At 30.9% G+C, this 19,621-nt stretch carries 20 protein-coding genes; 12 read left to right on the top strand and 8 right to left on the bottom strand.

Going from position 1 to position 19,621, the window contains the following annotated elements:
- The first annotated feature begins 232 nt into the window (after positions 1 to 232).
- Positions 233 to 1,339 carry an LVIVD repeat-containing protein gene (locus tag ACWVCY_RS10890; protein WP_455142850.1) on the top strand — a complete coding sequence of 369 codons (1,107 nt, stop codon included), beginning with the start codon at positions 233 to 235 and terminating at the stop codon, positions 1,337 to 1,339.
- 184 nt (positions 1,340 to 1,523) lie between these two features.
- Positions 1,524 to 2,645, top strand: coding sequence for a M42 family metallopeptidase (locus tag ACWVCY_RS10885; protein WP_455142849.1), 1,122 nt, complete (start codon positions 1,524 to 1,526; stop codon positions 2,643 to 2,645).
- 101 nt (positions 2,646 to 2,746) lie between these two features.
- Here the strand turns inward: ACWVCY_RS10885 and ACWVCY_RS10880 are convergent, their stop codons facing one another.
- Together ACWVCY_RS10880 and ACWVCY_RS10875 are read right to left on the bottom strand one after the other, a co-directional pair.
- Positions 2,747 to 3,409 carry an SOUL family heme-binding protein gene (locus ACWVCY_RS10880; protein ID WP_455142848.1) on the bottom strand — a complete coding sequence of 221 codons (663 nt, stop codon included), beginning with the start codon at positions 3,407 to 3,409 and terminating at the stop codon, positions 2,747 to 2,749.
- A gap of 113 nt (positions 3,410 to 3,522) precedes the next feature.
- Complete coding sequence (locus ACWVCY_RS10875) at positions 3,523 to 4,242, bottom strand: hypothetical protein (RefSeq protein WP_455142847.1); 720 nt, start codon at positions 4,240 to 4,242, stop codon at positions 3,523 to 3,525.
- Positions 4,243 to 4,773: 531 nt separating this feature from the next.
- Here ACWVCY_RS10875 and ACWVCY_RS10870 point away from each other — a divergent pair.
- From ACWVCY_RS10870 to ACWVCY_RS10850, 5 genes are all read left to right on the top strand, one after another.
- Positions 4,774 to 5,541, top strand: coding sequence for an alpha/beta fold hydrolase (locus ACWVCY_RS10870; RefSeq protein WP_455142846.1), 768 nt, complete (start codon positions 4,774 to 4,776; stop codon positions 5,539 to 5,541).
- A gap of 177 nt (positions 5,542 to 5,718) precedes the next feature.
- Positions 5,719 to 6,738 carry a DAK2 domain-containing protein gene (locus ACWVCY_RS10865; protein WP_455142845.1) on the top strand — a complete coding sequence of 340 codons (1,020 nt, stop codon included), beginning with the start codon at positions 5,719 to 5,721 and terminating at the stop codon, positions 6,736 to 6,738.
- Between the two features lie 2 nt (positions 6,739 to 6,740).
- Positions 6,741 to 7,622, top strand: a complete 882-nt coding sequence (locus tag ACWVCY_RS10860) for a DegV family protein (RefSeq protein ID WP_455142852.1) — start codon at positions 6,741 to 6,743, stop codon at positions 7,620 to 7,622.
- Positions 7,615 to 8,259, top strand: coding sequence for a glycerol-3-phosphate acyltransferase (locus tag ACWVCY_RS10855; protein ID WP_455142851.1), 645 nt, complete (start codon positions 7,615 to 7,617; stop codon positions 8,257 to 8,259). The genes ACWVCY_RS10860 and ACWVCY_RS10855 overlap by 8 nt, the downstream gene beginning before the upstream one ends.
- A 372-nt stretch (positions 8,260 to 8,631) precedes the next feature.
- On the top strand, positions 8,632 to 9,102 hold the full coding sequence (locus ACWVCY_RS10850; RefSeq protein WP_455142844.1) for a VOC family protein: 471 nt from the start codon (positions 8,632 to 8,634) through the stop codon (positions 9,100 to 9,102).
- A gap of 255 nt (positions 9,103 to 9,357) precedes the next feature.
- Here the strand turns inward: ACWVCY_RS10850 and ACWVCY_RS10845 are convergent, their stop codons facing one another.
- Positions 9,358 to 10,623 (bottom strand): MFS transporter, encoded by a 1,266-nt coding sequence (locus ACWVCY_RS10845; protein ID WP_455142843.1) that lies wholly within the window; start codon positions 10,621 to 10,623, stop codon positions 9,358 to 9,360.
- Complete coding sequence (locus ACWVCY_RS10840) at positions 10,613 to 10,783, bottom strand: hypothetical protein (protein WP_455142842.1); 171 nt, start codon at positions 10,781 to 10,783, stop codon at positions 10,613 to 10,615. The genes ACWVCY_RS10845 and ACWVCY_RS10840 overlap by 11 nt, the downstream gene beginning before the upstream one ends.
- Positions 10,784 to 10,930: 147 nt before the next feature.
- Here ACWVCY_RS10840 and ACWVCY_RS10835 point away from each other — a divergent pair, with 147 nt between their 5' ends.
- On the top strand, positions 10,931 to 11,563 hold the full coding sequence (locus ACWVCY_RS10835) for a winged helix-turn-helix domain-containing protein (protein ID WP_455142841.1): 633 nt from the start codon (positions 10,931 to 10,933) through the stop codon (positions 11,561 to 11,563).
- 55 nt (positions 11,564 to 11,618) lie between these two features.
- On the opposite strand, the gene ACWVCY_RS10830 is transcribed toward ACWVCY_RS10835, so the two are convergent.
- From ACWVCY_RS10830 to ACWVCY_RS10820, 3 genes are all read right to left on the bottom strand, one after another.
- Entirely contained in the window at positions 11,619 to 13,436 is a 1,818-nt protein-coding gene (locus ACWVCY_RS10830; protein ID WP_455142840.1) for a tetratricopeptide repeat protein, read from the bottom strand.
- Positions 13,437 to 13,629: 193 nt separating this feature from the next.
- Positions 13,630 to 14,880, bottom strand: coding sequence for a heparan-alpha-glucosaminide N-acetyltransferase domain-containing protein (locus tag ACWVCY_RS10825; protein WP_455142839.1), 1,251 nt, complete (start codon positions 14,878 to 14,880; stop codon positions 13,630 to 13,632).
- A gap of 160 nt (positions 14,881 to 15,040) precedes the next feature.
- A complete protein-coding gene (locus ACWVCY_RS10820) occupies positions 15,041 to 15,697 on the bottom strand; it encodes a LysE family transporter (protein WP_455142838.1) in 657 nt (218 codons plus the stop codon).
- A gap of 160 nt (positions 15,698 to 15,857) precedes the next feature.
- On the opposite strand from ACWVCY_RS10820, the gene ACWVCY_RS10815 reads away from it, so the two are divergent.
- The 3 genes from ACWVCY_RS10815 (at position 15,858) to ACWVCY_RS10805 (ending at position 17,348) form a co-directional block, all read left to right on the top strand.
- On the top strand, positions 15,858 to 16,589 hold the full coding sequence (locus tag ACWVCY_RS10815) for an ArsR family transcriptional regulator (protein WP_455142837.1): 732 nt from the start codon (positions 15,858 to 15,860) through the stop codon (positions 16,587 to 16,589).
- A gap of 101 nt (positions 16,590 to 16,690) precedes the next feature.
- Entirely contained in the window at positions 16,691 to 16,909 is a 219-nt protein-coding gene (locus ACWVCY_RS10810; protein WP_455142836.1) for a hypothetical protein, read from the top strand.
- A 1-nt stretch (position 16,910) separates the two neighbouring features.
- Positions 16,911 to 17,348, top strand: coding sequence for a hypothetical protein (locus tag ACWVCY_RS10805; RefSeq protein ID WP_455142835.1), 438 nt, complete (start codon positions 16,911 to 16,913; stop codon positions 17,346 to 17,348).
- A 119-nt stretch (positions 17,349 to 17,467) separates the two neighbouring features.
- Here the strand turns inward: ACWVCY_RS10805 and ACWVCY_RS10800 are convergent, their stop codons facing one another.
- Complete coding sequence (locus tag ACWVCY_RS10800; protein WP_455142834.1) at positions 17,468 to 18,112, bottom strand: CatA-like O-acetyltransferase; 645 nt, start codon at positions 18,110 to 18,112, stop codon at positions 17,468 to 17,470.
- A gap of 683 nt (positions 18,113 to 18,795) precedes the next feature.
- Between ACWVCY_RS10800 and ACWVCY_RS10795 the strand changes: the two genes are divergently transcribed.
- Positions 18,796 to 19,587 carry a class I SAM-dependent methyltransferase gene (locus ACWVCY_RS10795; protein ID WP_455142833.1) on the top strand — a complete coding sequence of 264 codons (792 nt, stop codon included), beginning with the start codon at positions 18,796 to 18,798 and terminating at the stop codon, positions 19,585 to 19,587.
- Positions 19,588 to 19,621 lie beyond the last annotated feature (34 nt).

Here is a 19,621-nt window from a genome sequence, read left to right as displayed (position 1 = left end):
CGCTATGGTTAATGTTATAGAAATAGAAATCCCTAAGATTTCTTTAAGAATGGTGCTATAAGAGTATTTACAAAATGGTGTGAGTTAATTTAACCATCCAAAAGCAAATTTTTCTCTAATAAGGTTTGATAAAACATTTCAGATCGTTTTTAAATTCTAGTTACTGCCTCTAATGCCACTATTAAAAACTAGTAATGTGACATGATTCATATTGAAATAGATGGTGGTTAACATGTCCAAAGTAAATATGGTTATTATTATTATTTTATTCATCACGGTTAATCTTTATTCTGGATATGGATTAACAACTGGAATAATCCAAGTTGATCAATGGAAGCTAAAAGAGCTTGCTAGAGTACAAACTGGAGGAGATGCCTATATGCTTAAAGTGGAGGGTGAATATTGTTATGTCAGTTGTGGATATTCAGGATTTAGAATTTTTGATATTAGTGATCTCTCTAATCCAACCCAAGTTGCTCTTCTACCACAAGCTGGTAATGGTTATGCTCATCAATTCATCTTGGAAAATAATATTGCGTATATTGGAAATGGGTATGGCGGAATTTGGATAATCAATTGTACTGAACCCGAGAATCCTACAGTGCTTACTGAATTCCCTCATGACTATTCTTGGGATATTCAGTTAGTGGATGACGTTATCTATACAGGAAATGGTCATATTAGTGCTCAAGAAAGTATTACTATCACCAATATCAGTGATCTGACCAATCCAGTTCATGTTGCAACAATTTTAACTGAAGATGATATTCCAGACTTACAGCGAGTTGGAAATAGGTTATATGCTGCGTGTGCCCAGAAAGGATTCCTTGTTTATGATATCAGTAATAGGACTGACCTGAATCTTTTAGGTACATATATTGATTCTGCAAATCCTAATATTCACCTCATCACTTTTGAGGTTGTTGATAATTATGCATTTGCTTGTTATTATCATTATGGTATACAAATACTAGATATTAGTAATCTTTCTCAAATAACCAAGGTATCGGAAATAGTTAACAGTAGTAGTAACTGCTATTCAATTCATATCATTGAGGAACTCGCTTATATTTCTGATATTTCAGGTGGAATTCAAATAATTAATATCAGCACAATAACGAATCCTGTCGAACAAATACGGTATCTTTATGATAATTGTGGGACGAATGATATCTTTCTACGTGATGATATCTTATTTGTTGCAGATAGAAATATAGGATTATTGATCTTTCAGATTGAAGATGATTACACTACTCACACGACAAAAATTGAATTTTCTGTTTTAGTAATTCTTTCTATCGGTCTTATATTGATTAGAAAACGCTTAATTATTAAATAAAATTGATTCAAAAAGTTTAAACTACGAAATTTTTGTCATTTATATATTGAGAATTCATGATTGATATGTTGGTATATTCACAAAAAATATTTAGATTATGATATGAATCAGTTCCAAAATAGATATCTAATCTTTTTTATAACAGTTTTTTTAAAAAAATAGCAATTTTTATTGAGGAGATCGTATGAATCTGAATCTTGAGTTTTTAGAAAGAATGAGTAATGCGTTTGGTCCTTCAGGACATGAACTGGAAGTAACCAGAATCGTAAAGGAATATGTCTCAACTTTTTCTGATGAAGTACTTAATGACAAAACGGGTTCTTTAATCTTCAAAGTTGGTGATAAGGGTCCTAAAATCATGCTTGCTGGCCATGTCGATGAAATCGGCTTTATTGTTGTTGGTATTAATCAGAAAGGATATATCAGCTTTCATCAGGTAGGCGGATGGTGGGATCAGTCTCTTTTAACCCAAAGAGTTATCATAAAGACTAAAACGGGAGATTTACATCGTGGAATTATTGTAGCCCCACCTCCTCATGTATTAGATCCTGAAGAACAAAAAAAAGTTCTTACTAAAGACAAAATGTTTATTGATGTAGGATGTAAGAGTGATAAAGAAGTGAAGGAGCTTGGGATTCAAATAGGAGATCCAATTGTTCCTGATTCTAAATTTGAGATGATTAAAAGAACCCAGATTGAAAAAAAGGATGAAAAAGAGAATAGGAAAGAAGTGAGTCTTCTTATTGGTAAAGCATTTGATGATCGTATTGGACTATTTATTGCTGCAGAAGTGTTAAGAAAAATTAAAGAAGAAAATATTGCCCATCCCAACCAATTGTTCGGAGTAGCAACTGTGCAAGAAGAAATAGGCCTTCGAGGGGCTCAAACTTCAGCTCAAATGATTCAACCAGAAATTGGTTTTGCTCTTGAAGTTGATATTTCTGGTGATGTTCCTGATGTTCCAAAGTTAAAAGCTCCTTCTGAGATGTCCAAAGGTGTCTCAATTTTAGCTGGAGACGCTTCAATGATTCCTAATCCTCGATTACGTCATTATGTCATTGATATTGCTAAAGAATTTAATATAGAATATCAAGATAGTGTAGTAATGGGTGGTGGAACCGATGCAGGAAGAATACATTTATCAGGATCTGGTTGTCCTTCACTTGTTCTTGGAATACCTACAAGGCATATCCACAGCCATAATGGTATTTTAGATCTTGGAGATGTGGAAAAAGCAGTTTCACTACTTATTGAGGTAATTAAAAGACTTGATTTAAATACTGTAAAGAGTTTTACAGAAATTTGAGGAATTTTACCAAGAAATAACGGTTTTAATTCTTGATTATTTCACTCTTAGGTATTTAATTCAAGAAAAGATTAAGTAGTTAATGGGATTAAGTTCTAAACTTAATATGAGGTATAGTCGGTATCTAGAGTAGCATGTAATTCATTTTTCCGCATATAGGGGGGAGTATATGGAGGATCATATTGAGCTAATTTAATATTTTTAAAGGGGAGACAACTTTCCTCAAGTAATCCAATAAAGGTTTCCTGCTTTGCTTTTACTCTTTTCTCTGTTGCCCATCCTTTAAAAGTATATACTGCTCTAATTTCCTTATCTACTTCTGTAATCTTTACTCTTGGGTCTTCTGGTTTAGGTAAGGTCTCTAATGTATATTTTAAAGGCATGATGAAGGCTATTCGATAGGAGTTTCCTCTCTCTTCTTGAATAACTGGTTTAGTCATTGCAATCTTTTCTGTAGTAATTTCTATTTTTCCCTGAATAACTGGTGCAGTCATCTTAATTTTCTGAGATCTGCTATTTCTTCCAAAAATATAATTAGCCAGTATTCGAAACCCTGAATTAGCTGATTCATTAAAAGAGCTTAAAATATCAGTATAAGCAATAATATATGGTAGATATTCACGTATTTCAAAATTAGGGTATTTTTTCAGCACTAGATATTTTGGTTCTTCTATTGCTCTGGTTGTAAAATACGAAATTAGGGTCCAAACTACTAAAAGAATTCCAGTCAAGACTAATATAGGATATATTAAATTTAAAACCATAATTAAGCCCTTTTTATTTAATTGGTGATTAATTTGACTTTACTTTTAAAGAAATATGCAAATATTTCGTAGATTAATTCTAATTTGGAATTTTAAGAATTTTAATTAATTTATTAATAATCGAGAGTAGCTTTCCAGATGTCTCCTTTTCCATAATAGCTTAAAAATTGACTAATTACAAAAAAAACTATTAATATACCTCCAATTGTAAATAATAAGGATATTTCAGAGGGGTATTGTACTAAAAGGTATATATAGTTAATAAAAAACCAAATCCAGGTTAATAGGGGCGCAGAGATAAACATCATAGTCCGTTTCCATTTTTTGGCCTTAAGAAAAGAATAAGTATCATATTTTATACCAAAAGTTGGTAATAAATTCCCAATCAGATTAAAAGGATATCTTGCTTTTCTAAATGAGGATTTAAAGACAAAAATTGATTTAAATTGTATCCCTAGGATTATACCAAAAATCCAGTGATAAATAACATGTGAAAGGGTATAGTTTGCAAAACTAAAAACGAAATAGAAAATTATTCCAAGTAAAAATAATGGTTTACTTACTATTAGACTAAAATATAATATTTGAGCCAATAAAACAGCTATAATAAGTACAGGAATCCCAATTATTTGTTTAGTTTTTGGTACACGCCATTTCTCAAAAAAGAAAGAATCTATCTTGCCTAAAATTCTTAAGTCTTCATCATCCTGATTACTCTTTCTTGCGACTCTTAAAGAACTTTGGAATTTTCTCCAATGCTTTTTTCTATCAAGTTGACCTGAATCCAAATAATTTTTGAGTTCTGATATGTTTTGTCTAAATTGTCCATTCATTTTCTTTTCCCCTAGTTTATCTTATTAAATAATTCATTATGCTTGGTTTTTGATATTTCTAATTAAATCCAATTACCACAAATTATCATTCTGATTCACCCATAAAAAATTATAGTAAATTAATATAAGATAGATCTTTTTCAATGATAATAAACGAATTTAATGTTTAGATTTTAGTTTCTTCCCAATTCTGATTGAGATGATATGAATATAAAAAAACTTGAATAAAATAATCGAAATCATAACAAATTCGATGGTATATTGTTTTGATAGTTTTTCCTAAAAAAAATCCAAAATATAACTTTATTATTTTTTAAAAAAAGGTATTATCATGATTTTAATTCTGCTGAGCTCAAATAGTCTGCTAATTGGACAATCTCCTCTGAAAAAGGCAAAAGAAAGAAAAAGAGCTAGAATACGTGATAATTTGATATGATATTACGAAAAAATTATCCAATTATGTTTATATAAAATACATATCACCATTTCATCATGATCGTAATTAATTAAAAAGGGAGATTGTCTTTAAATTTGATTCAATCTGGCAGAGATGATTTTTCAAGTTCACTTCATCAAAATGGTGAAGGTCGACCATTAGTGTTACTACATGGATTTTCAGGCAATTCTCATCAACATTGGGAACAGCAATTAAATAATTCAAATATTACATCAAAATATCATGTAATAGCTCCAAATATTTTTAGTTTCACAACAAAAACTGTAAAAGATATTCAGAAGAAAAAAAGTCCTATCTACGATCTTAAAAATCTCAGGTTTTTACTAAAAAGCCATATGAAGTTAAAGAAACCTTTTATTTTTGTTGGTTATTCCATTGGGGGAGCAATTGCACTAACATATGCCTCAATGTTTCCACAAGATGTTCTTGGAATAATTCTTGTTAGTCCATTAAGCGTTCTAAATTCATTTATTCCATCAATCCCAAAGCTCCCGAAATCTAAAAGGATAGTAAAAAAGAACAGTTCGTTTGGAAAGGCAGCTTGGATTGTATTCAAAAGAATAATTAAAGCTTTTTCATCGGTAAATTTAATATTAAATAATGAAAGGATTATTAAATTTCTTAAAAATTTTCAAAAATTAAATATTCCCATTTTATTAACTTATGGATTAAGGGACAGCATAAATCCTTCAAAAAATTATGATTTACTAAAACAACATTTACCCCCTAAAACAAAAATAATTCCTTTTGAAGGGGACCATAGTTTTCATAAATCGGAATCTGAAGCATTTAATAAGCTACTTCTTTCTTTCTGCAATGATGTAGAAAGAAAGTTGAGCTAAACTTTTAAATTTCAGCATATTTTATTAATGAATTATTCAATTTAGCTCTTTCATTGTAATTAAGATTTTTATTTCAGCTAATAGTTTCTTTTAAGATAAATATTTAAGGTTTAAATTTAGATTCTATTTAAAGTGAATTTATAAATAATTAATGAAGAATCTATGGGTGTTTCAAGTATGAATTTTTATAAATTCGCTCTTGAAGATGATAAAACCTACCCAGAGCTTATTTCGGGATTAGATCTCTATTTAATGCTATTTAGTTCTTTTGAATGCCTTAAAAAATATAACGATTTGTTGAATTCTATCAATGTTTTTCCTGTCCCTGATGGCGATACAGGTACTAATTTAGTACAAACGTTTAAGTCAATTATTAACGAACTATCAAAAGTTCCCCATGATAACCATTGTGGGAATATTATGTCACTAGTATCCCAAGGAGCATTCAGAGGGTGTGCTGGAAGTTCAGGAAGTATTTTATCTGAGTATTTTAGAGGATTAGAAGTAGCTTGGAAGAATCAAAAAAGTCTTGATATCGAAGTTTTAGTAGAAGGATTAAAATTAGCGGCAGAATTTGCTTATAATGCTGTAATCAGACCAAGAGAAGGAACAATATTATCTGTGGCACGTTCGATTGGGGAATCAGCGGAAGTTTGGAAGAAATTAGTAACCAATCCCTATGAATTATTACATATTATTTTTGAAGATGCCAAAATTGCTCTAAAAGATACTCATTATGTTCTTAAAGAAGCCAAAAAGGCTGGGGTAGTTGATTCCGGTGCAATGGGGCTAGTTGTTATTCTTGAGGGGTTTTTAATAAAGATAAGAGAAATATATCAAGTTGGATTAGAGATTATCCCTATATCTGATGAATTGAATTACTTTATTAAACCTGAAATAGATTTCAAAGAATTTGAGAAGAAATATGAGATAATTGCATTAATACCAGGATTAGATTGGTCATTAAGCTTGCTAAGTAACCAATTAGATGATTTAGGTGATACTTTAATCATTACAAAAGCAGAAAATGACTCAAAAGTTAAAATTCATATTCATTGTAATAATCCCACAGAAGTAATAGCAAAGTTGAATTCGCTTACAAACTTAGTAAAAATTATTACTTTCCATTCTTTAGAGCAACAGAATATGGAATTTCTTAAACAAAAGAATCAGCGAATAGGGAGGATATCCAATTGAAAGTGGGTATTGTTACTGATTCAATGGGCGAATTACCAATAGAATTGAAAAAAAAATATTCAATTATTGTTGTTCCAGGAGATATATACATAGATGGGGAACGCTATAAGAGTGGTGAGAATTTTTTTACTAAAGATTTAAGTAAAATCATAACAGAGAAAAATAAGACTTTCAGAACTGGTGCTCCCCCACCAGGAGAATATTATAATGCTTATAGTAGTTTAATTGATGATGTTGATTTCATTATCAGTTTACATCCTCCTAGGAAACAAACTAGTGCAATCAATTCAGCAAACACAGCTATTCAAAGAATGAAAGACCCGTCTCGAATCAAATTATTTGAGACTGGTGTAGCAACATTAGGTTTAGGGTTGGTAGTAATTGCGACGGCCATTTCTGCACAACAAATTGGTGATGAATCAGAATTATTATCACAGGTTCAAAAGTATTGTCAGCAGATTCAAGTTATAGGGACATTAGATTCGTTAAAATATGTTAATAAGACAGGTCGAATAAGTATAAAAATAGCAACTATGATGGCTGATGCACTTTCAATCAAGCCAATTCTAATTATGAGAAATTCAGATATATTTTTAGTTGACAGGCCCCGAAAAAGAGAAAAAGCGTTAGATATAATGGTGAATTTGTTATCTAAAAGTATAGATACAAATATAAAACCGAATATTGTTGGTATCAGTGATTTCTTATGCAAGGAAGATTCAAAACTAATGAAGCAAGAAATAAATAAATATTTTCCTCAATATCAAATTATTGAAGGCGATGCTGATCCAATGATTGCAGCAAATACTGGCCCGGGTTTATTATTAATTGCTTATTTCGCTTTGCCAAATAAGGATATAGGGGGAAGAAAAATTAATTTTTGAGGTATTCCTTAGTGGTCTTTTAGGATATTTCTGCGGCTCAGTTTTTATTTCCTATTATTGGGCAAAAATTCGTGGGATTAATCTAACAGAAGAGGGAACAGGACAATTAGGGGCAACAAACGCTGGAAGATTATTAGGATGGCCTGCTTTAATAATTGTAGGATTATTTGACATTGGGAAGGCAATTTTTGCCCTAGGATTAATTGATTATGTTTTTAGAATTATTATCCAATTACAGAATATTGAAGGACATATTGCAATAGCTAGTGTTGGTATTCTCCTTGGTCATATAAACTCATTCTGGATATGGATTGAACAGCATAAATGGCACGGTGGGAAAGGAGGAGCCCCCTTAGGAGGAATACTTTTTTTTATATCGTGGCAAAGTTTTTTTCTTCTTTATATAGGATTAATGACTGTAATGCAACTGGTAAAGAAGTTTATTACGAAAAATAAAACCTATGATAATTTTTTAACTAATAGTATTCTTTTTCTATTTATCCCACCAGTTTTGTTTTTCAACACCTACAATTTTCTATATTTTTCACTAATTATTTTTTTAGAGCTAATAGTTGTTTACAGTGAAAAAGAAAAAGTTTTAGCTTTATTCTCAAGATTCAAACAAACTAAAATCTAATTTTAATTCATTTCAACCAGAAGTAAGAATCAAATTTTCCTCTCTTACTGAATATATAATGACTTCTACAAATGCAGTAGGGGAGGCCGCAAAACAAGGAAAAGATTTATTAATTTTTTATTGGTGAATTTTAAAACCAGAAGGTTTATTTAATGAGAAATTTTCAGGAGGACTAAAATAGCATAAAACTTTGCTTGAAAAAGAAGGTTTTACAATTATTAGCAAAGGGAAACGTTAATTTGTTCAGGATTTTTCAAAGAATTTAGTTAAATAACTGAGTAATATCATCTAGTAAATATATTTAATAAACCATAATTGGTGAGAGAACTCTGGAGTTTTCTAGATAGCCACTCTAATTAGAGATGTTAGATCATGAAAACAAATTTTCATCACATTGGAATAGTCGTCACAGATCTGAAGAAAGCGGTTTTAAAATACTGTCAGGCTCTTGAAATGAATCCTGAAACTATTAAAATTAATAGACAAAGCTATATTACCGGGAAAGGTGAAGATGAAGAATTTGATTATGCCTTTATTCCTTTGGGAAACAATTGCTTTATTGAACTTGTAACTCCTTTAACAGATGGCCCCACTAAGCGGTATCTTGAGAAAAAAGGTGAGGGGCTTTTTCATCTAGCATTAGAATCTACTGATATTAAGTATACAATTGAACGTTTTGAAAAGGCTGGAATTCCACAAGCAGGTATGACCCCTACTGAAGGTATATTTTCAGTTTTCTTCCATCCCAAGTCTGCCAACGGTGTATTAATGCAAGTTATAAAGAAAGGGATTCTATTACCTGATGGATCTCCAAACCTTGAGGTAGCGATGAACGAGAATTAGATTTAAGTTGTCTCAATCTAATGGATATAGATATTTTTATTGATACTGTATTCTATCATTTAAGGTTGTTTTGATTGAGAAAAACATATCCTATGATAAAAACCAATAATAAGAGTTAAAATCGTATATTAGCATTCGGATTTAGAGTAAAAAAAATAGAAAAAGTGTTATCACCTCCTCCATTCGATCATTTTACGATCTTTTGTTTCCTCTTCCTATCTTGATTTTTATATTCATATTAGTTCATTATGCTTTTCAATTAGATGTAGAAATCATCATTCTTCTTTGAACCATATTTTGATCAAATTTAGAGATTCGTGATCCAAATATTAGATATATAACCAAACCAAATCCAAGTAGAGGATTGATTATGTAAATCACCGATAATCCGAATACTTCTCCAAGACCACCTGTGATAAGAACAGCAATTGGAAGAATGGATTTGACTAGCATGAATAAAATAGAAAAAACTCTTCCTTGTAACTCACCGGGTATATTTATTTGTAGAATACTAATTATCATGATATCAACGGTTCCTAATGCTAAACCAGCAATTAGACTTCCAAGAACTATTATAGAGAAGAATCCTGGAGGAGAGATTCCCAGTAAAAATAATCCTATAAAAGAAACAAAAACTGCAGACACTATATTTTTAAACTGTGGTTGAAAGTTTTTCACCATTACGAACAGTGCTCCAACTAGGCTGCCCATTTGAAAGACTCCTAATATGAGAGCAAGATCTAATGCTCCTCCTTCATGGATATGTTTGATAAAATAAGGCAATAATGAAAACAGAGGATTGATCAAAATATTCGCGAACATTCCACCAAGTATAAGGGTCATAAATCCATTTACGCGCAGGTAGGTTAATCCTTCAATGAATTCAGATTTAAAAGATGTTTTAGGGTAGTTTTGGACGCTATTTTTTTCTTGTTTCGACACAGAAGGTACGAAGACGACTACTAATGTTCCTACAGCGATTAAGAAAGTAAAGACATCAATCCATAATATGTACTCAATTGAAGCGATTTCAAGAAATATTGCTCCTGCAACTGGAGTAACCATATAAATTATATTATTCAGGATAGAGTTCAATCCATTGACTCTACTAATTTTGTTTTTGGGTACCATTTGTGGAACCAAAGCAATGGATGCTGGTAATTGAATTGCTTGAAACATACCGCGAAGAAATAATATAACGATGATTAGGATAAAACTTTCCAATTTTAAGTAAAAAAGAAAGATTAATCCAAACGATAATAATGCCTGAAGGAAATCAGTTGATAAAATCAAATGTTTTCTTTTCCAACGGTCAGCAAGTACCCCTGAAATAGGAGTAAAGATAACCAATGGAATTAAACCTGCAAAGCTTGCTAGGGCAAGAATAAAAGAGCTTCCAGTGGTTGTGGTTAACCACCAGATAATGGCAAATTGAACCAGTCCTGATCCAAATAACGATATCAATTGCCCACTCCAGATGACTAGATAACCCATTAGATAACTCTTGTTTTCAGGAGTCAATTTTCTCACCATACCAAAGTTTCTGAAAGTTTCTTCGTTTTTTTGTAGTCCAATTTCTTAAATCGGGTGAATCAGGGTTTTTTCGGCGTTCTTTCCAGTAACAAAGGTCAAAATACTTTGTATTTTCTTCGATTATTGCTAATATTTTTCTTCCTTTCATTTCTTTATCTCCGATGTAAATACATGATTAAAACGCACAATGCACTCGTATGCATTGCACATTACATCTGTATGCACAGTGCAAATGTTTATATATAAATGTAATGATTGTGTCAATTAGAAGTATGTTCAAGGAGACCGATTCAAAATGGCAAATAAAACCATAGAGGAAGGAGTAAACAGTCGAACTTTTTTTAAAAAGCTGTTTAGCTCTGAAACTCGTGCATTAATAGCTTGGAATTTAATAATTCATAAAGAATTAACTGTAAAACAACTTGCTAATTTAACAAACAAAGATCAATCGACTATTACACGAAATTTGAGAACCTTCGAGAGATCAGGAATAGTTTTTATCTCAAAAACAGAATCAATTCGTAATTTTACAATAAATTATTGGAAACTAAGCCCAAGCCAACATATGCGTAAATTTAGAGATTTAGGTGCAGTTGTAGAAAAAGCATTAGTAGAGATGGATTTAGAGTTTTTAAAAATAGTATTACTAGCAGTTCAACGAAATCTTGAAAATATATTTAATTTTAAAAGCCGAGAAATCGACAAATTTATCCAAAATATTCTAACTGGGAAGGAACTAATGTCTATTGGAATAATGAATAAGGAATTAGGCGAGCTCTTTCAAAAAGAGTTCAATCAGTTTCTCTATCAATTTCAAGAAAACCATGAACTCAATTTGCAACCACTTGAGGAAATAGGTCCAGAAAGCTATTTTACCTTCATTTTGGCTAGTCCATTTCCTTCCTTGGTGAATTCAGAAAAAGAATGAATTCAATTCATTAATCTTAATATTCTCTGTATAAAGCCAATAGGCAATATTATGATTATATTCCCCATTCTCTTTTTGCTTTTTTTACTTCATTGATATATTCAGAGACTTGTGCTTGTTCCAATCGTAAGCCAAACGGTGCATTACTCTGAATAAGGCTTTCCCATTTCTCAAATTGGTTTTTTAATTGCTTTTTCTCCTCTTGGAGTTTATTAACCAACTGATGAATCCTTTTTTTCTTTATAATTAGTTCCGCTTGATCTAAGAACTTCTGTGAAACAATTAAATCCCCTTCTACCATTGAAATTTTTGCCTGTAGAATTAATGTATCAATCATTAAAGAGTATGATTTTTGTCCGTTAGCTATCTTATCTAATCTTTGAATCAACTTTTTGACTTGATTAAAGACTTCTTCTTCTCCATACGCTCTTAATTCATCGATTAACAACTCTGAAAGCTCAAACATTGCGCGTACAGTGAGTGAATGATCAATAATTTCTTCCTCCATTAGTTCTTCAAGAATTTCAGAAGATCTTATCTTCATTTTAGCTCTTTTACCACTTTTCAAAATCAATGCCTGAGCTAAACGATACCTTTGACTAATTATTCCATGCTTTTCCTTCTTGTCTATATCTTGAAGTTGCTGTAAATATGATTGGGCTTTTTGAGGAAATCCTGAATAAAGTGAAAGTTCTACAAGATTGAATAAAGGAAGAGTTATATCAGGAATAGCCCTGATCTCTTGAAATAAGGATAAACTCTTCTTAATCTGATCTAAAGCTTTTTTATATTCCCCCATTGAGCAATAAATTTCTCCAATATTATTATAGCAAATTGCTATGTCATGATTTTTACCTAGTTCTTGCAATAAGCCTAATGAATCTTGATAATAATGTAAAGCTTTTGTAAAATCCCCTCTTGCATGGAATATTAATCCAATATTATTTAAACACATTGAAAGAGTAGTTTTTTGACCTAATTCTTTACTTATCGCCAGACTTTTCTGATAACTCTTTAATGCTAGATTCAATTCCCCTTGATACCCATAAATAAGGCCAATGTTTAAATGTAACACTGCTATTTGGGTAAAATTTTCCAATTCTTTCGCTAAAGTTAAACTCTTTCGAAAAAAGTCTAATGCCTTAAGTAAATTACCTCTTCTCCAGTAATTCATCCCAAGATTATTGAATATCTTTGCAATTGCCTTTTTATTATCAAATTTACTAAAATTCTTTAATGATTCTTTTAAATATTCGTTTGCTTTCTGATAATCACCTTTTGAAATGTTGATAATCCCTAATAAATTAAGACATTCTGCAATTTCATATAGATTTTCGTTTTCTCTCCTATTGATTAATACTCTTTGTGCTGAATCAAGCGCACTATCATACTCTGCTGTTCTTAGGAAAACCCTAGCTTTTAAGTAGTCTAGGTCAGATTCTTTTCTTCTTAAATGTTCAACCAATTTATCTTTATTAGTGTGAAGAAATTCTTCTGCTTTTTTTATCATGGCATAACTTGTTTTTAAATCACCAAGCTCTAAAAATGCCCTTATTTTTAAGAGTATTACATTCAATTCCGATATTTGGTCTTCAGATTGCTGGGTTACATTGATAATCTTTTTAGTGAGATCTAATCCTGTTTGAAACTCACCTAGTTCAAAAAAAATTAGGATTTCAAGAACTTGGGCCTCAATTGAGGCTATTCGTGTTATTTCACCAATATTCTTAAGCTGTTCATAAGTATCTAATAGCTCATGGCTTTTTCCCTGATATAGAAGATTTTCTAGTAAATTAAGTTTATTAAGAGATGAATTTAGCTGATTATTTTGGAGTTTCGATTTGATAGAGGTAAAAACTTCTGGAATGGACAAGAAAAACCCACTCAAAATATTTTCTTTTTTGTATCATTCATTTATCTATTTAATAGGTTTTATATTTTTTTTCTGTTATTAGATGGGTCTACAAATCTTGAAATAATCAATAATCAATAAATACCCAGCATCCTATTAAAAAGATTCAGATGGACTCTTCAATTAACTTTCTTTGATTAAATGACAATAATCATTAAAAATATTTTAGAACAGAATTTGGGTATTTTTTCTTCCATTTTTGAAATTCTAAACAACTGGGATATAATAGTATTAGTCCAATAATCCAGACAATCAATGTAATCTGGACTGAAAATCCTTTCACTAGATTTAATATTTCAGGAATCGCTCCATATAATAGTAAATGTGCACAATAGAAATATAGAGCTGAAGTTCCAAAGACTAGAATGGGACTAATTAACTTCTGAAATCTAATATTTTCTTCGAAATAAAACCCGAATGCTAAAATAAGGCACATTCCCCCTAAGGTCCAGAGTAAGAATACTATCGAAGGGGGATACTTTGACATGAAGAAATAATTCTGAATTGTAAAAGCATTTTTAATTAAAACGCCTGTGTCTTGCCAAATTGGAAAATAGCAAAAGGGAAATCCTTGAGTTGTCCGAAGAATGAAAAATAATAAAATTTGTGATCCTCCAATTGCAAAAAGATGTTTTGCAATGGTTTGATTTGCATTTCCACCTTTTTGTTGCTTTAATATCCACCGTCCTAAGACTATACCTAACCCCATAATGCCTAACCAAGGATCAAGGGGATATAAACCGTATGGCCATGCTGGATTATAGGTCATGGCATTTAACCAATTTTTAAGGTACGTATCCTGTGTAAATCCCCCCAAATTTCCTAAATTAAATATTGAGAAACTAACTGGGTGTGCACCAGGATTAAAAAGTGGATTCCATATAAATTCACCAAATATAGGTGATAATAGCAGAAGTAGAGATAAAGAAAGTATTATTTTTGTATCAAGTTTTCGAATAAATGCAAAAAGGATGAAACCTACTCCTATAATTGCAAGAACGCCAAAATATAAGAACCCTGCTTTGAATAGAGGGGCAATCAGGATCCACTCAATTAATAAAAGAATAATTCCTCTAATTATATAATGTTTAGTGATCTCTTTTTGGGAAACTCCTTTTTCTAATCTTCTTGACTCAAAAAAGACCATAGATGTACCAGCTAAGCATATAAAAGTTGGAGCACACCAGTGCGAAACGAATCGAATAAGAAACTGTAATAGATCAGGTAAAATCAGCGGACGCTGTGCATAATAAAATTCCCCAAAGAATCTTCCTGAATTCCAGTAACTTGAGGCGTGGTCAAGTGCCATTAGTATCATCACTAATCCTCGGACAAAATCAATGGCAGCAATTCGGCTAGTCAATTTTTTCCCAATTGGTAGGGGATATTCTTCTTTTAATGCCATCCTACATTTACCCTATCGAATTTCTAATGAATGAATCTTATTTTTGCATAATAACTCATTTTTGATTTAAAAGTAATGAATAAGGAATAAGGTCTTAGATGAGAGAGACTTGCAAAGCCTAGATTCCTTTTTTACGAGGTTTTTAATAAAAAAAATTCAATTATAAGAAGAATGGGGAGATTGCTAAATACATACCAAAGATCATCATGAATATGCTACAACAGACAATAATTATTTTATAGATAGTATCTGTAATGAATTTCTGTGTTATCCCGATTCCGAAAGTAACTGAACCATACCATGCAAAATCACCTAATTCATGACCAATGAAGAATCCCCAGAACTCTGGTAAATTGCTAAGAGAAACAGCAAACTGTGTCATGAAATTCAGACCAATTACAGCCCACCATAACCACCAATATGGATTGGACATTGAGATAAAAACCCCTCCGATAATTGGGTGATTGGTTAAACTTACATTCTTTTCTAATTGTGAAATTTCTTCAATATCAACTTTAACCTTATTTATATCTCTTAATAGACTGATTCCAAAATAAAGTAATAATGTTCCTCCACCTATACCAATTAAAATAACGATATTTTTATTTGAGATGAAAGGACCCATCCCCATAAGGAGAATAAGGATTAAAACGAATTCTAAAATAGCATGGCCTATACAAACGAAAATTCCTACTAGAAATGCTTTTGATTTAGCTTGTATCGCTTTATAAATAGAATATGTTAATAGAGGACCTGGTGACATTGCCCCTGTCAGTGCAACAAAGAATGCAAGGATTAACACTTCAATGAAGCTCATAAAATAGGCTTATAGACATTGGTATAATAACCAATCTCAAAATTAATCGAATATTGACTGGTTAAACAGGCTTTCTTACTTTTTTGTAAATCTTAATGGTATAATCATTATAACAATTTAAATAAAAAGCATCGCTAGAAATAAGGAATGGACGAGAAAAATGGATTTGTTTAGCGATTTAACAAATTATACAAAATTAAGCATTTTAAAGAGTCTAAATGATAGCTCTAAAACCTTATCTGAACTTGCCTCAAGATTAAATTTATCAAAACCTGAAATTTCACGTCAATTAAGTGAATTAAACAATTTGAAGCTAATTGAGAGAATTGATCGTCAAAATCATCTCTCTATTTTTGGGGAAACAATCTTAAACTGTATTTTTCCTTTAGAATTTCTAATTAATCATTTTGAGTTCTTTAAAAATCATCCATTACCTAATTTACCCATGAATTTGGTAAGAGATATTTGCGATTTACAGCATGCAGAACTTATTGAGGGAGCAGGATTAATTGTAAAAAATATTATAGATAGGTTAAAAAAACATAATCAAGAGATTTACCTTATGGTTGATCATCCTCAACCAAGAATTGCTGATGTTAAAATTGATAAAGTACTTGTTATTGCACCTATTTATGCAAAAGATGAGAATTTAAATTTAGATTTTTTCCATAAGGATTGCAAGGAATTTGAAATTAGAACCCTCGAGGTAGTGGAATATAATATTATGATTTTAGACCATAAAATTGGCTTATTCCTTTTACCTAACCTAAAAGGGGTAATTGATGCAAATTATGCCTTTTTTGTAACAGATCCTTTAGGAATAAACTATTTAGAAAGAGTTTGGGACTTTTTTTGGAAAAAAAGCAAGTTTCGTGTTGCTTCTAAATTATAAAAAATTTCAGATCTTGAAAAAAATACAAAATCTGTAATTAGTTCCAAATTTCTCAAATAAACTTTAAGAATACTCTTTTTTTAATATTCCTTGAATCTTAAATGGCAAATAGTCGATCAATAAGTATTATGGTATCAAATGAAAAACCTTCAATTATTATTGATGTATGGAATTCATATTACTTATTTAGCTCTAATCTTGGTGAACTGAAGCATATCTTTGTAGATGATGCGACAATCCTTGTGTTATTGTTTACACAAGGGGAAATTCGACTAACCATTGACCAAAAAGATCTTTTGAAATTTTTAAGAGGAAATTAAAATGCAAACTAAACAAACAAATCAAACACAACTAATCAGCGAGGTAAAAAACATGAATTTATTGACTGAACTAGCACTGATTATCTTAGGATTGATTGTCTTAGGAATAATGTACTTAATTTTAAACAAACAAGAGGTACCATTTCTTTCATCTACTAATCAGACTTTTATCGTTCTATTCATTATTGGTTTCATGATGTGTATTTTAGCGATAGGTACCCGTCTGAATTGGACTGGAAATAATTGGATACATCCATTTATTTTGTTAGGAATTATTATTGGCGCACTAATAATCATTTTATCTGCTTTAATATTCCTTAATATTTCTCTTCCGTTTAATATCAATGAATATCAATCTCTTTTAATTTTAGGATCTCTTATCATCCTAAAATGGCTTATTTCAATAGGACATCTTGTAAGTTACATATTTCTGGGATAATTTTATCCCTTCTTTTTTGACAACAAATTCATGTCCGAGATTTGATATAAAATTTCTAATAGATCAAAAAATTTTCAGGTTTATGTCTAACCAGTTGATAATAGAAATGATAACTGCTTTTACATACTCTCTAGTATAACCTTGGGATGAAGTAAGAATTCCTCTACTTTTTCGTAAAACCTGCCCATATGTATTCCATCCATGACTGCATGATGCCCCTGGACACTTAATGGAATTTTCAATAATCCCCCTTCATTAAAGATTTTTCCCCACGCAAACCGTGGAATAGAATCTGCAGGATGAAAATTCATTGGATGAATAAAACTTGTAAAAGAAACCCAAGGTATTGGAGTCATGAACAACATATCATCTCTTCCAGGATCTTCATTTAAGCTTGGGTTTGATTTCACATAAGTAACCCTCTCTTCGGCTCTTGATGCAAAATCTGAGAAATTTTCTGTGTACTCAATTGTACAGAAGGTGAAAAGATCTTCATTCACTAGAATTGTAAAACTTGGGTTTACAATCTCATGTTCAACCACTTGCTCCTTACGAATGCGGTAACGGAACTCTGGAATCGCATTCGATGCTCGTGCAATTATGTATACAATAGCTATGGTAAGTGAATAGCCACATTGCTTTACAACTGGTTGAAATGCTGTCACATCGATATTTGCACACATACTGAAATGGGGATGATTAAATGTGTTAAATAATCTAAAATGATCCTGTCGAGACCAAGTCTGCATGTCAATATAACGCATATTTTACCTCCAAGTTATGATACACCTCTAAAGTTTAGGTGTCTCAAGAATTTACTCGCATTTATTAGGATTTTTGATATTCCTGTATTCGTGGGGTGTCATATTATATCCAAAAACAATATTCTAGGTAAATTGATTTTAAAACCCTAAAATTTACTTCCGATTTATTCAAAAGTAATGTTATTGTTGGGTTTTCCCTTTCTCTTTCTTAGTCTATGTTAAATGCTTACAATTTTATTCCTCATCTAAATAAATTTGCTCTTCTATGTCTTAAATCTAATCTATTTTTACTGTTAAAATTACTTGTCAACCCAGTGAGGATTCAGAAAATTCAGAATGGTTTAATAGGATAATAAAATTGTCTCATAATATTATTGGATAGAACAAATTAATTTAATCTGGAAATCCTTGAAAAAAATCTTTTCAGCTTGTTTTTATTTGTTTTTCTATTCAATTCTGTTTTCTGTATCAATAAAATAATGGTTTTCCGCCATTAAGGAGATAATATCATTTAAATCGAGTGTATTAATACGTTCATTGCAGGTTAATGCTATTCACTTTGGATCATGGTCAATCATAACATTATTAAAGAAAAAGAAAGTAACTTAATGTATAGGAAACAATCATCCTATTACTTGGATCAGATATTATTGAAGACTAAATATTATGGGAGATAGCTAAACATGGAAAGACTTCCTCATGGATTAGCTCAATCTAGTGCAAAGGAAATAGTACAAAATTTACAAAAGATTTCTGGGGGAAAGATTCTAGATGTTGCTACTGAGAAAGGTAACTTTATTACTGTTCTACAGAAATCATTGAAAGATTATTCTACGTTTATTGGTGTTGATATTAAATTTGATGATTTAGAATCCATGAAAAAGGATTATGCAGACAGATCAGTAAAATTTTTAAAAATGAATGCTGAAAACTTGGAATTTGAGGATGATATATTCGATACTGTTTCATTATCACACTCTTTACATCATCTTTCAAACATTGATTCAGTACTAAGTGAGATGAAGCGTGTACTAAAACCTGATGGAACTTTTATTATCCAAGAACCATTTTCAGATGGCAATCAATCAGAATCGCAAAAAAACGATATGCTTCAGCACCATTGGGGAGCTAAAATTGATAATTTACTAGGAATCCCTCATAATAAAACCTTTTCGCGAAGAAAAATAAAGAGAATTCTTAATAATTTGAATTTAAAAGCTAGTTGCACTTACGAATCAACACACTACATTAAATGTCTTTTTTGTGAAAATAAATTCGAATGTGAAGATCCAAAAAACCACGAGATAATTAATTTTGCTCTTAAAGGAATTGATCGTGATTTTAAGCGTTTAGAGATGCTAAAAGATCATCCTAGTATACAAAAATTGAGAAAAGAGGGAGAAATAATTAAGACACAAATTCAGGAAAAAGGAATTTCTAGTGCATCAATCCTATTTTTTATTGGGAAGAAATAATTATTTCCTAAGCTGTTAATATTTGAAATTTTCT

This window comes from Candidatus Hodarchaeum mangrovi, assembly GCF_975850365.1.
This window is presented reverse-complemented; position numbering and strand designations above follow the sequence as displayed.

Bases quoted from the DNA above. Each gene is read 5' to 3' on its own strand.
- ACWVCY_RS10890 (WP_455142850.1), top strand. From the start codon at position 233: ATGTCCAAAGTAAATATGGTTATTATTATTATTTTATTCATCACGGTT.
- ACWVCY_RS10885 (WP_455142849.1), top strand. From the start codon at position 1,524: ATGAATCTGAATCTTGAGTTTTTAGAAAGAATGAGTAATGCGTTTGGT.
- ACWVCY_RS10880 (WP_455142848.1), bottom strand. From the start codon at position 3,409: ATGGTTTTAAATTTAATATATCCTATATTAGTCTTGACTGGAATTCTT.
- ACWVCY_RS10875 (WP_455142847.1), bottom strand. From the start codon at position 4,242: ATGAATGGACAATTTAGACAAAACATATCAGAACTCAAAAATTATTTG.
- ACWVCY_RS10865 (WP_455142845.1), top strand. From the start codon at position 5,719: ATGAATTTTTATAAATTCGCTCTTGAAGATGATAAAACCTACCCAGAG.
- ACWVCY_RS10850 (WP_455142844.1), top strand. From the start codon at position 8,632: ATGAAAACAAATTTTCATCACATTGGAATAGTCGTCACAGATCTGAAG.
- ACWVCY_RS10840 (WP_455142842.1), bottom strand. From the start codon at position 10,783: ATGAAAGGAAGAAAAATATTAGCAATAATCGAAGAAAATACAAAGTAT.
- ACWVCY_RS10835 (WP_455142841.1), top strand. From the start codon at position 10,931: ATGGCAAATAAAACCATAGAGGAAGGAGTAAACAGTCGAACTTTTTTT.
- ACWVCY_RS10825 (WP_455142839.1), bottom strand. From the start codon at position 14,880: ATGGCATTAAAAGAAGAATATCCCCTACCAATTGGGAAAAAATTGACT.
- ACWVCY_RS10820 (WP_455142838.1), bottom strand. From the start codon at position 15,697: ATGAGCTTCATTGAAGTGTTAATCCTTGCATTCTTTGTTGCACTGACA.
- ACWVCY_RS10815 (WP_455142837.1), top strand. From the start codon at position 15,858: ATGGATTTGTTTAGCGATTTAACAAATTATACAAAATTAAGCATTTTA.
- ACWVCY_RS10810 (WP_455142836.1), top strand. From the start codon at position 16,691: ATGGCAAATAGTCGATCAATAAGTATTATGGTATCAAATGAAAAACCT.
- ACWVCY_RS10805 (WP_455142835.1), top strand. From the start codon at position 16,911: ATGCAAACTAAACAAACAAATCAAACACAACTAATCAGCGAGGTAAAA.
- ACWVCY_RS10800 (WP_455142834.1), bottom strand. From the start codon at position 18,112: ATGCGTTATATTGACATGCAGACTTGGTCTCGACAGGATCATTTTAGA.
- ACWVCY_RS10795 (WP_455142833.1), top strand. From the start codon at position 18,796: ATGGAAAGACTTCCTCATGGATTAGCTCAATCTAGTGCAAAGGAAATA.